Below are 11,612 nucleotides of genomic sequence, written 5' to 3' on the forward strand. Positions count from 1 at the left end.
AACAGATCGGCTCACCAGAGAGAAGGTAGGATTATGCCCCAGTTGAAGACGCCCCTGATTGCACCGAGCATTCTCAGCGCCGATTTCGCGCGGATGGGAGAGGAAGTCGAGGCCGTGGTGCGCGATGGGGCCGACTGGCTGCATCTCGATGTGATGGATGGGCATTTCGTCCCGAACATGACTTTTGGCCCGGGCATGGTGGCGGCCCTGCGCAACCGGACAGACAAGCCTTTCGATGTTCATCTGATGATCGAGCCGGCCGATGCCTTCATCGAGGCTTTTGCGAAGGCGGGAGCCGACCATATCCATGTGCATGTGGAGAACAACCCGCATGTGCATCGGACGCTGCAGCACATCCGTGCCCTGGGCAAGAAGCCCGGCATCGCCATTTGTCCCGGTACGCCCCCTGAGGCACTCGACTATCTGCTCGATCTGGTGGACATTATTCTGGTCATGACGGTCAACCCGGGGTTCGGCGGTCAGAAATTTCTCGAAAGCCAGGTGCCCAAGATCCGCAAGCTTCGACAGATGGCCGACGCCACGGGTCGTGATATCCGTATCGGGGTCGATGGCGGTATCGATCTCGCCACAGCCCCCCTCGCGACGGGTGCCGGTGCGGATATGATGGTCGCAGGGACTTCCATCTACGGCCAAGACGACTATGCTGCAGCGATCACATCTCTGAGACAGGCGGGGAGCCTGTCCTGATCATCTGACCAAGGGGATCCTACCGGCATGTTCGGACGCTGGGCGCGTGAAGCTCGTCTTTCATTTGCCCGGCTTCCATCGAGCGTGCCGGGTATTGCCCGCGCGCCCGATCGCCCCGTTCATGCCATACGCGATATCTGGCCGGGCAATCCGGATCATGGCGCGCGTCTTGTCAGTGGAATTGCACGGTTCGAGGGGCGGAATATTCCGCTCCGTGCGCATGACTGGGAATATGCCGATCTCGCAGGGCCGGTGCGCGACTGGCTACAGGGCTTCACCTGGTTGCGCGATCTGCGTGCTCTGGGCAGCGATGAAGCCCGACTCTATGCACGATCCATCGTCGCGAGCTGGCTGGACCAGCCTCCAATCGACCCGCTCGTCCTCAACGCTCCGGCAGCGGGAGCGCGTCTGGCGTCATGGCTGGGGCATTTCGATTTTTATGGGGCTTCGGCCAGTGAGGCTTTTCGCCAGAGCGTGATGGACCGTATTCTGGTCGAGGGCAGGCTGATTTCGATCATGCTGCCCTTGCCGGAACAGGGCTGGAAGAACTTCACCGCACTCAAGGGCTTGCTGGCTGTGGCTGTGGCCATTCCCTCCCAGACCGGATTTCTGCATCGCTTCCATCGTTTCCTGGAGCAGGAACTCGATCGTCAGATCCAGCCTGATGGCTCGCTGCGCGAACGTAGTCCGCAGGCCCAAATGGAAGCGGCGCGCGAACTGGCCGAGATCAACGTTTTCATGCGCATGGCGCAGCTTGATCCGTCCGAGCGTGTGCAGGGTGCCCTTGCACGGGTCTGCCCCGTTCTGCGCGCGCTGCGCCATGGCGATGGCGGCCTGGCATTGTTCAACGGAAGCAAGGAGCAGGATGACCGTCAGATCGACCGGATCATCCAGTACGGCGCGCGACAGAGATTATTGGCCGCCTCCATGCCCGATGGCGGCTTCTGGCGTATTGCAGCAGGCAAGGCTCTGCTCTTTGTCGATGGCGCAGCACCGCCTGCGACCGGTTATGATCAGAGTGCCCATGCGGGTGCGCTTGCACTTGAGTTTTCTCATGGTCGGCAAAGGCTCTTCGTTAATTGCGGTGGCGCAGCCAGCGGCTCCTGGAAGCGCGCGCTGCGCGAGACAGCGGCTCATTCCTCGGCTGTGATCGAACAGACCTCCTGTTGCGATTTCGACCCTGCGGGAAGCATTGCCAGACGCCCGGCTCATGTCACTCTTACCCATCAGACCCAGGATGGGGCGCATTGGCTCGATGGGCAGCATGATGGTTGGTATCCGGGCTTTGGTGCGAGCTGGCGTCGTCGCCTTTATCTTGGCCCATCGGGAGAAGATCTGCGCGGTGAGGAATGTGTGGATGGCGAGCGCCGCGTTGCGTTTGCGTTGCGCTTTCATCTGCATCCCACTGTGCAGGCCGAGCTGGCGCCGGATGGGGACGAGGTGCTGATGCATGCGGGTGGTATGATCTGGCGCTTCAGGCAGGAGGGTGGTCTGCTCTCTCTTGAGAAAAGTGTCTATGCGGGGGGTGATAAGCCCGTGCCCTCCCTTCAGATCGTTGTCCGCCCCGCCTCTTTGCGCGCGCCTCTTCCCGTCCAGGCGGATCCTGACGCCGATGACCCAGTGGCTGCGCACGAGGCGGCCGATTTCGAGAACGGCTCGGAGCCGCTGGGAGGCGCAGAGAGGGCTGAACAGGGTTCCTCCACCGCAGATTCTGACATCTCCTCCCCGGAAAACCAGACAGATGATGCCGGGGAGCCGGCCTCGGGGCCGGGATCCGCTGGCAACGATGCCGGTTCGACGAGGCTATCTGCCCCAGCCAGACCCATCGAGCCGCTGCCTGCGCGTCAGGTGATACAATGGGTGATGGAGCGTGTACCGGAATGAGCAGGAGGCGATCGCGCAGAAGAGGAACCTCGCCGGGCGACACCCTGCTGCCGAATGAGGGGCCTCGGCGCATTCTGGAAATCACCAATGTCGATTTCTCGATGCGGCAATTCCTGCATCCACTCATGCGTGCCCTGCGCGATGCCGGCCATGTGGTCGAGGGCGGTTGTGCCGAGGGGCCGCATCTTGCGGTCCTTCGTGCGGATGGTTTCGTCGTCCATCCCCTGCCAATGGCGCGGTCCTTCTCACCTGTCGCGCAGATACGCGCCCTGATTGCCCTGATCAGGCTGATTCGGCGTACCCGGCCTGATCTTGTTCATGGGCATATGCCTATCAGCGGATTTCTGGCGCGGCTGGCCGCGTGGTGGTGTGATGTGCCGTGCATCGCCTATACCTGTCACGGCTTCCTGTTCAATCAGCCGGGCAAGCGTCGACGTCGACTCCTGTCATTTCTGGTCGAATGGCTCGCAGGTCAGATCACTGATCGCTACATGACTGTCTCGCAGGAAGAGGCTCGGGATGCACGCCGACTGCGCATTCATCCCTGGCCGGAAGCTGTGAGGAATGGACGCGATCCTGCGCTCTACCGCCCCGATGCTGACGCCCGTCAGGCGATGCGTCGTGAACTCGGACTCTCTGACGAGGCCGTGGTGGTCATCGCCGTCTCCCGTCTGGTGCGGCACAAGGGATATCCGGAATTGCTGCGGGCCATGGAGTATGTGCCCGACGCTGTGCTGGTGATCGTGGGCGAACGTCTCGCTTCGGATCATGGCGACAGGATGGAGGCCGAGTTCGCCCATGCGGCTCTGGTACTGGGCGATCGGTTGAAAATGCTCGGTTACCGCGAGGACACGGCGCGATTGCTCGCCGGGGCCGATATCTTCGTGCTGCCGAGCCATTTCGAGGGGTTGCCGATGTCAGTCATCGAGGCGATGCTGACAGGGTTACCCGTAATTGCCAGCGCGATACGTGGCCCCAGAGAACAGGTCGTGGAGGGAGAAACAGGATTTCTCGTCCCGCCTGGGCTCGCAGCTCCTCTGGGCGAGGCGCTGGTTCAGCTTGTCCGCAATCCTTCGCTTCGGTCTGCGATGGGCATGGCCGGACGCGAGAGGGCCAAGAGTCTCTATGCCGAAAATCGTGTCCTGGCGCGTGTGGTAGCGCTGTTGGATTGATCAGAGCCAGCCATTCTGGCGGGCGATACGGCTGGCTTCGACGCGGTTGCGCGCGCCGATCTTCTGTATGATATCCGAAAAGCAGTTGCGCAACGTGCCGGGAGACAGATCGAAAACCGAGGCGATCTGTTCGCTTGACTGACCGGACTCGACCAGCCGCAAGATGGCCCGGTCGCGTGGGTTCAGCGGATCATGGCTCGCATCCCATACCTGCTGGGCGAGACTCGGCGCTATGGCCCGACCGCCACGGCCGATATTGCGCAGCGCATCGCTCAGCTCCGCGATAGGGGCATCCTTGAGAAGATAGCCCCGCACGCCGGCATTCAGCGCACGCTTGAGATAGCCAGCCCGCGCGAAGGTGGTCACGATGACCACAACCGTATGGGCACGCATGGTATGAAGCGCTTCTGCCAGTTCGATCCCGCTCATTTCTGGCATTTCGATATCTGTCAGAACGATGTCGGGTCTGTGTGCCCTGACCAGAGTCAAAGCCTCCTGACCGTCACGTGCCTTGCCCACGATCTCGAAATCAGGCTCGAGCGCAAGCAGCGCCGCAAAGGCGTCGAGAAGCATGACTTGGTCTTCAGCGACAACGAGGCGCAGCTTCTGCCTCATGATGCGTCTCCGAGCGTAATGACGAGCGTCGTTCCATCCGGGCGATGAAGGATGGACAAGGTGCCATCGATCTCGGCCAGACGCGCGCGTATGCCGCTTATACCATTTCCTTCCCGAAATGACAGGACGTTTTCGGAGGCTGAGTCGCGAGCGTGGTAATCGGAAACCTCGAGCTGTGCCGGGCCTGAGGGCGGATTTTGGAACCTGATCTGGCAAGAGGCCGCCTTGGCATGACGCAGGATGTTCGTGAGGCTCTCTCTCAGGGCCATTGCCAGAACCCCCTCGCTGCGCGCCGGCATGAGCTCACTCTCCCCCGAGATCTCCGTGCGTATGCCCGCCTTGGTCAGGGCATCGACCCCGGCACTCAGTTCCTGTGCCAGTCCCGTGACCCGCATGGCTGTGACAGCCAGGCGCGTTTCGGCCAAGGCTTGCCGGGCCTTGAGGCCAATCTCTGCAATCTCCTTGTCTGCCATCTCGGGAGCATGGGGAAGGTGACGTTGGGCAAGCTCCGATTTCAGCGCAATCAGGGTCAGGGAGTGACCCAGCGTGTCGTGCAGATCCCGGGCGAAGCGCTCCCGCTCGGCAATCAGGGTCAGCGCCCTTATCTCGTTCTGCGCTGCGGAGAGTGCCTCGTTCTGACGATGCAGATCCATCGACAGACGCATCGTAACGAAGGTTCCGACCGCGACGATGAGCGTTATCAGGCCGCCGATCACCTCTTCCCGAACCGCCCAGGCGATCAGGATATAGGCGGCGAGTATGGCGCCGAGTAGGGTAAGACTGCGTGGGCGTCGAGTGATCGCGCCGCAGGTTGCCGCGGCCGAGATGAAGAACACCCCCCAATATCCCTGGAAGGGGATGAGGGCAGCGCCAATTGCGGCATAGGCGAATGCGCGTATCTCGATGGCCGGACTCAATTTGCCGGGGAGTAATGGCAAGCTGAGGAAGACGATCACCCCGGTGATGAAGGCGATGCCCCCCCAGGGGGGAATACCGCGCGCGAGCCATGGTAGCGGATAGAGCAGCAGATAGATGGCGAAGGTACTGCGCCGGAAGACGAGGCTTGCCCTCTTCATGGTGCGGCCCTCCCGGGAGAGGTCATGGTTTCAACTCCCGTGCTCTCCTCGAGGCTCGTGCGATCCGGAAGGTCTGTCGGATAGGTGCTGCGTAACAGGCGCATGACCGCACCGAGCCAGCAGGAAAGCGCCGTACCCAGCCCCGCGACCGCCAGATGATAGGGAGGGGGCAGGGGTAGCGAGCCAAGCGTGATGATCATGATGGCCATGCCCGTTGCCAGGTGAACCGGCTCGTTCATGGCCCGACCGAGAGGCAGATAGGAGCCGCCAATGATCATTCCGGCCGCAATGATCATCAGATTGGGGCGGTGCAGCATGCCAGTGATCGTCCCGGCAAGAAACAGGAGAATGATCCGTGCGCGCCTTGCCCGTTTGGCCAGCGCGTGATCGATCACGATCTCGGGCCGGGCGAGAGCGAGATCACGGGTGAGAAAACCCCAGGCCAGCGGCGCGCTGATGATCCCGATTGCCGCCAGTGAGTAGCTGGGTGAAACGGAGAGGGCCGAGAGACCGCGTGAAGCCCAGATCGCAGCGAAGGCGAGGCCTGTCAGATCGGTCGCGGCGTAGCGCAGCAGGTGCTTGCGGGGTGAGGCAGGTGTCATAGCGAGGCTCCCATGATCAGGACATCATGGAGCGATCATGGGGCAGCGCCAGCCCGGAAAGAAGTGTGCGTCGTCACGCCGTGATTCTGACGCGACGTGACATTTTGTTCAGCTGCGCAGGAGGTAGCTCGCCAATCGCTTCTGTCCGCGCCACATTCGGCGTTTGTCCGGAACGGGCGCGTCAGACCGGTTGAAGTTCATCCCGCCAGGGTTCCATAAGGAAACGGCGGCAGGGAGCCCTCACGGAGCTCCCTGCCATAGGCATTCGCGGTGCAGCGCAGCTTCAGACGGGGCGAATCAGGAGGTGGCGCTTCTTTCCCGAAGAGAGCTTGAGCGCGCCCTCAACGAGATCCGAGATGCCGATTACCTGGTTCTCGTCGTGAATCGCGCGATCATTGAGGCGCGCCCCGCCGCCACGGATCAGACGACGTGCCTCGCTATTCGTGGCGACCAGACCTGATTCGCCGAATAGACGAAAGGCCGGAATACCTGCTTCCAGATCGGCACGGGGAAGATCGCGCGACGGCAGATCCGCAGCGAGGCTGCCTGCCTCGAAAGCCTGTCGTGCTGTCTCCGCCGCTGCAAGGGCGGCGTCGCGACCATGGCAGATTGCGGTGGCTTCGGTGGCGAGGATTTTCTTGGCCTCGTTGATTTCGGCCCCTTCAAGGGCACCCAGCCGCTCGCATTCCTCGACAGGCAGATCGGTGAAGAACTTGAGGAAGCGTCCCACATCGGCATCCTCCGTGTTGCGCCAGAACTGCCAGTACTCAAATACGGGTAGTTTTTCGGCGCTCACCCAGGTGGCTCCCTTTGCCGACTTCCCCATCTTGACGCCGGAAGCGGTGGTAACGAGCGGGGTAGTCAAGCCAAAAACCTGCTTGCCATCTGTCCGCCGTGCCAGATCGATCCCTGCCACAATGTTCCCCCACTGATCAGAGCCTCCCATCTGCAGGACGGCACCATGGCGCCGATTCAACTCGCGGAAATCATAGGACTGGAGAATGGAGTAGTTGAACTCCAGAAAGGTCAGTCCCTGTTCGCGGTCCAGACGCTGCTTCACGCTGTCGAAAGAGAGCATGCGGCTGATGGAGAAATGGACGCCCACATCCTGGAGCAGTTCAATATAGGAGAGGCGGTCAAGCCAGTCGGCATTATTGACCAGCATGGCATCGCTGGCGCCTGTGCCAAAGCTCAGGAACTGGCGCAGGCTGATCTCGATCCCGGACAGGTTATGCGTGAGCTTTTCGGGGCTCATCAGGGCGCGTGCCTCGTCGCGAAAGGACGGATCGCCGATCTTGGCCGTGCCGCCCCCCATGAGCGCGATTGGGCGATGGCCATGTTTCTGCATCAGGCGTAGCATCATGATCGAGAGCGCATTGCCCACATGCAGCGAGTCTGCAGTGGGGTCGAAGCCGATATAGCCTGTTACAATGCCCGCGAGCATCGCCTCATCGAGGGCGACCAGGTCGGTACACTGGAAAATATAGCCCCGAGCGTCAGCCTCTTTCAGGAAGGGACTTTTCAGCACGTATTCAGCCATATCGGTTTCATCCACTCAAATCGGGTTGGCTCGGCGTGAGATCACGCTCTGGGCAAAACCCCGTCTCATCGAATTGACCCACGCATGCTTCCTTGAAGCGAGCTGGGCGCACAGGGAGTTGACTGCCGTTCGGTTCCTTGCGGCAGGGGGGGTGCTCTAGCATGAAATTGGGGGAAAGCCGACCTGTCGCCGAAGGCGCGCACCAATAATTCCACCCAGGATAACAAAAAAGGCGGGGACAGCCCCCGCCTTTTCTGCATTTCGTCTGGCCCGGTTCCGCTCCGGGGAGTCGGGATCGTCTCTTAGTCGGCGGCAATCGCAAGAACGCGACGATTACGCATGACCGTCACATGATCTTCCAGAGCAAACGCCACCTTATCGGCTTCGCTGGCAAAAATATGGTTGGCACCTTCGAAGACGCGGTAATCGACTTCCACGTTCTTCTGGGTGTTCAGTTTGTCCACTAGCTTGCGAATGCCGGGCTCGGGAGCCATGTCGTCCTTGTCGCCTGCGATCATGAGTCCACCACAAGGGCAGGGGGCGAGAAAGCCGAAATCATAGTCATTGGCGGGGGGCGCAACGCTGATCCAGCCACTGATTTCAGGGCGACGCATGAGCAGCTGCATCCCCACGAAAGCACCAAAGGAATACCCCGCAATCCAGAGCTCGTTCGAGTTCGGATTGACCATCTGCATCCAGTCGAGCGCCGCGGCTGCGTCGGAGATCTCGCCGATACCGCCATCATAGCGGCCCTGCGACCGTCCGACGCCACGCGAGTTGTAGCGCATGACAGAGAAACCCATTTTCTCGAACGACCGGTACATCGTGTAGGTGATGCGGTTGTTCATGGTGCCGCCATGAAGCGGATGCGGATGCAGGACCAGAGCGAGCGGCGCATTGGGCTCGTCAGAATGGTGGTAGCGACCCTCCAACCGGCCATCGGGGCCGGCGAACATGACTTCTGGCATCAAAATGCTTCCGAATTGACCTCCTGCTGGCGGAAACAAGCCGCAGGAGAGACGTGTTTTTATTGGGAAATCGGACCTGCTCCAATGTCAGGAACCTGCACAGGGGCAGGCGGTCCCGGGGGGATCAGGTCAGGAAGAACGGCGAGGAAGCGTCAGCCGTGTCGCACCGTGCGCGCTGGTATGGGGGGAGCGGCTGGCCGAGCGTGAAAACCACGAAGGGATTCGACAGGCGTTGAAACGCACATGGACTGGCTCCTCGACGATGAGGGGATATCGAGTGGATATTCCCTGACGCGGCGTGGGCTCGGTCGGACTGCCCAAAAGGCCTCCCATGACGGGGGCACCACGCCATCATTGGCGGAGTGTATAACGAGGCTGAAGGGTAAAATTCCACAGAAATCGTCAGGGGGCATCATTTCCCGATTCTGCGCTTTTGACTTGCACTCCCTCGAATCAGGCCGATTTATAGGCGCATGACGGTTTATCTCGACGCCAATGCTACCGAAATTATGCGTGATGAGGCCATGGCCGCCATGGTGGACGCGCTCAGTCTGGCTGGTAATCCGTCATCCGTTCATGGGCCGGGTCGCATCGCGCGACGTGCGCTCGAGGCGGCGCGCGACCAGGTCGGTCGGTTCTGGAAAGCCGGGCCGGAGCAGGTGATCTTCACCTCGGGGGGCACAGAGGCAAATAGTCTGGCCATCCATGCTTTTGGCGCGGGGCGTCGTCTGCTTGTCGGTGCAACGGAACATGACGCAGTCCGTATGGCCGCAAATGAGATTGTGACTCTGCCTGTTCTGGCTGATGGCCGTTTATGCCTTGAAACTCTCGAGGCCCAGCTCAGGCAGGACGGTCATGCGTTGGTTTGTGTCATGGCGGCCAATAACGAGACCGGTATCCGCCACCCTGTTGAGGCTGTGCAGGCGCTATGCGCCCGTCACGGGGCCCTGCTTCATGTCGATGCGGTGCAGATTGCCGGGCGTGTGCCTTTCAGTGTCGAGGGGCTAACCAGCCTCGCTGTCTCCGGGCACAAGGCAGGGGGCAGCAAGGGAGCGGGGGCGCTCATTCTGGGAGCCGAGGGTCATGTCGCCCCCATGATGCGCGGAGGAGGGCAGGAGCGCGGAAGACGGGGGGGCACCCAGGCACTCCCTGCTATCGTGAGCATGGCTGCCGCGTTCGAGGCCGCAGGGGCACAGGACTGGAGCCCGGTCGCGGCGCTGCGCGATCGCATCGACAATGCCGCCCTGGCGTGCGGCGCGCGTGTCACTGGAGACAGGCTGGCGGCCCGTCTGCCCAACACAACCTCCCTGATACTGCCCGGCGTTTCTGCCCAGACACAGCTGATGATGCTGGATCTGGCCGGATATGCTGTTTCGACCGGGTCGGCCTGTTCGTCAGGGAAGGTCACGGCCTCTCACGTCCTCGAAGCGATGGGGCTGGGTGCGGTGGCGGCCAATGCCATCCGGGTTTCGCTGCCCTGGAATATCGATGAGGCGGCGATCGAGGGTTTCATCGTGGCTTATCAGGCCATGGCTGCCCGGCTGGGAAAGAATGCGGCATGATCTATCTCGATAACCAGGCAACGACACGTTGCGACCCGGATGTGCTGGCCAGGATGCTCCCCTGGTTCAGCGAGGATTTCGGCAATCCGCATAGTGAAGGCCATGCGGCAGGTCATCGCGCAGCCGAGGCTGTGGAAACCGCGCGGGAAGAAGTGGCCGCGCTGATCGGGGCAATGCCGCGTGAGGTCGTTTTCACCTCCGGCGCGACCGAGGCCAATAATATGGCGATCAAGGGGGCGGCGCGCTTTCTGGCGCGGCAGGACAGCCCGAGGAAGCGCCTGATCACCGTAGCGACCGAGCATAAATGCGTCCTCGAATCGGTACGGGAACTGGCAAATGAAGGGTTCGACCCCGTCATCTTGCCCGTCTCGTCCAGCGGTCTTCTCGATCAGGCGCATCTGGCAAAGGCCCTCGAGACGCCGACGGCACTCGTCAGCGTCATGACTGCCAATAACGAGACCGGGGTCATTCAGGATATTTCTGCCCTATCGGCCATGGCTCGCCAGGCCGGGGCGCTGTTCCACACCGACGCTGCCCAGGCGGCGGGCAAGATGGCGCTGACTTGTGAGGGCGTCGATCTCATGTCGCTCTCGGCGCATAAGTTCTACGGCCCGAAGGGAGTTGGTGCGCTCTATGTCAGGCATCGCCCCCGCGCGCGGCTCCTGCCGCTCTTCTCTGGCGGTGGTCAGGAGCGCGGGCTGCGCTCGGGCACATTGCCCACCCCGCTCATCGTGGGATTTGGACGCGCCGCCCAGCTGGCCCGAGCCAGCCTTGAGGAGGAACAGGTGCGGCTGCGATCCCTGCGCAGAACGTTGCTCGAAGGGCTCGAGACGCTGTTTCCCGGTATCGGCGTCAATGCGGAGTCAGCGCCAAGGCTCGCTGGCGCGCTTAATCTGATCTTCCCGCCAGGCTATCTGGCGCGGGACGTCATGGCTGCTCTACCGGAGGTGGCGCTTTCAACGGGCTCGGCTTGTACCTCTGCAGAGGTGTCCCCTTCTTATGTTCTGACGGCCATGGGGCTCGAAGCGAAAGACGCTGCACGATGCTTGCGTCTGTCTCTCGGACGCTTTACCTCCACGCCCGAGATCGTGCAGGCACTCAGGCAATTCGAGGGCGCTGCGCGCAAGGCCTATAAGGCTGCGTAACGAACAAGCAGGGTAACAAGAACATGCCACATATGATTTTCGTCGAGCAGGACGGGTCGCGCAAGGAAGTCGATGCCCCGGTCGGCCTGTCGGTCCTCGAGATTGCCCATAAGCATGATATCGAACTCGAGGGAGCCTGCGAGGGCTCGCTGGCCTGTGCGACCTGCCATGTAGTGGTCGATCCGGAATGGGCGGACAAGCTCTCGGCGCCGACGGATGACGAGGAAGACATGCTCGATCTCGCATTCGGTCTCGAAAAAACTTCCCGTCTCGGGTGTCAGATCGTTATGACAGACGCGCTGGATGGTCTGGTTGTGCGTCTGCCCAAGACGTCCTGACC

Annotated in this window: 11 protein-coding genes; 6 read left to right on the top strand and 5 right to left on the bottom strand. The window is 61.6% G+C overall.

Annotation, left to right across the window (positions count from 1 at the left end):
* Positions 1–33: 33 nt before the first annotated feature.
* The 3 genes from rpe (at position 34) to C0V97_RS11590 (ending at position 3,764) form a co-directional block, all read left to right on the top strand.
* The gene (gene rpe / locus C0V97_RS11580) at positions 34–708 is read left to right on the top strand and encodes a ribulose-phosphate 3-epimerase (RefSeq protein WP_127102749.1); all 675 of its coding nucleotides are present in this window, start codon (positions 34–36) and stop codon (positions 706–708) included.
* Between the two features lie 27 nt (positions 709–735).
* Positions 736–2,592, top strand: a complete 1,857-nt coding sequence (locus C0V97_RS11585) for a heparinase II/III family protein (protein ID WP_127102750.1) — start codon at positions 736–738, stop codon at positions 2,590–2,592.
* Positions 2,593–2,693: 101 nt separating this feature from the next.
* On the top strand, positions 2,694–3,764 hold the full coding sequence (locus C0V97_RS11590; protein WP_233582137.1) for a glycosyltransferase family 4 protein: 1,071 nt from the start codon (positions 2,694–2,696) through the stop codon (positions 3,762–3,764).
* Here C0V97_RS11590 and C0V97_RS11595 read toward each other — a convergent pair whose 3' ends face one another.
* The 5 genes from C0V97_RS11595 to C0V97_RS11615 all read right to left on the bottom strand — a co-directional run bounded on the left by C0V97_RS11595 (position 3,765) and on the right by C0V97_RS11615 (position 8,565).
* Entirely contained in the window at positions 3,765–4,379 is a 615-nt protein-coding gene (locus C0V97_RS11595) for a response regulator transcription factor (protein ID WP_127102752.1), read from the bottom strand.
* Positions 4,376–5,455, bottom strand: a complete 1,080-nt coding sequence (locus C0V97_RS11600; RefSeq protein WP_127102753.1) for a sensor histidine kinase — start codon at positions 5,453–5,455, stop codon at positions 4,376–4,378. Before C0V97_RS11600 ends, C0V97_RS11595 begins: the two co-directional genes overlap by 4 nt.
* Positions 5,452–6,057 carry a hypothetical protein gene (locus C0V97_RS11605; protein WP_127102754.1) on the bottom strand — a complete coding sequence of 202 codons (606 nt, stop codon included), beginning with the start codon at positions 6,055–6,057 and terminating at the stop codon, positions 5,452–5,454. Before C0V97_RS11605 ends, C0V97_RS11600 begins: the two co-directional genes overlap by 4 nt.
* Before the next feature lie 283 nt (positions 6,058–6,340).
* Positions 6,341–7,597, bottom strand: a complete 1,257-nt coding sequence (gene tyrS / locus C0V97_RS11610) for a tyrosine--tRNA ligase (RefSeq protein WP_127102755.1) — start codon at positions 7,595–7,597, stop codon at positions 6,341–6,343.
* Positions 7,598–7,899: 302 nt separating this feature from the next.
* A complete protein-coding gene (locus C0V97_RS11615) occupies positions 7,900–8,565 on the bottom strand; it encodes an alpha/beta hydrolase (RefSeq protein WP_127102756.1) in 666 nt (221 codons plus the stop codon).
* Between the two features lie 473 nt (positions 8,566–9,038).
* Here C0V97_RS11615 and C0V97_RS11620 point away from each other — a divergent pair, with 473 nt between their 5' ends.
* Genes C0V97_RS11620 through C0V97_RS11630 form a run of 3 tightly spaced genes read left to right on the top strand, consistent with a single transcriptional unit; the run spans position 9,039 to position 11,610 of the window.
* A complete protein-coding gene (locus C0V97_RS11620) occupies positions 9,039–10,127 on the top strand; it encodes a cysteine desulfurase family protein (RefSeq protein WP_127102757.1) in 1,089 nt (362 codons plus the stop codon).
* On the top strand, positions 10,124–11,272 hold the full coding sequence (locus C0V97_RS11625; RefSeq protein ID WP_127102758.1) for a cysteine desulfurase family protein: 1,149 nt from the start codon (positions 10,124–10,126) through the stop codon (positions 11,270–11,272). The genes C0V97_RS11620 and C0V97_RS11625 overlap by 4 nt, the downstream gene beginning before the upstream one ends.
* A gap of 23 nt (positions 11,273–11,295) precedes the next feature.
* Positions 11,296–11,610: a ferredoxin family 2Fe-2S iron-sulfur cluster binding protein gene (locus C0V97_RS11630; RefSeq protein WP_127102759.1), complete on the top strand. Its 315-nt coding sequence runs from the start codon at positions 11,296–11,298 to the stop codon at positions 11,608–11,610.
* The last annotated feature ends 2 nt before the right edge of the window (positions 11,611–11,612 follow it).

The organism is Asaia sp. W19, assembly GCF_003994335.1.
In the GTDB taxonomy this organism is placed as follows: Bacteria; Pseudomonadota; Alphaproteobacteria; order Acetobacterales; family Acetobacteraceae; genus Asaia.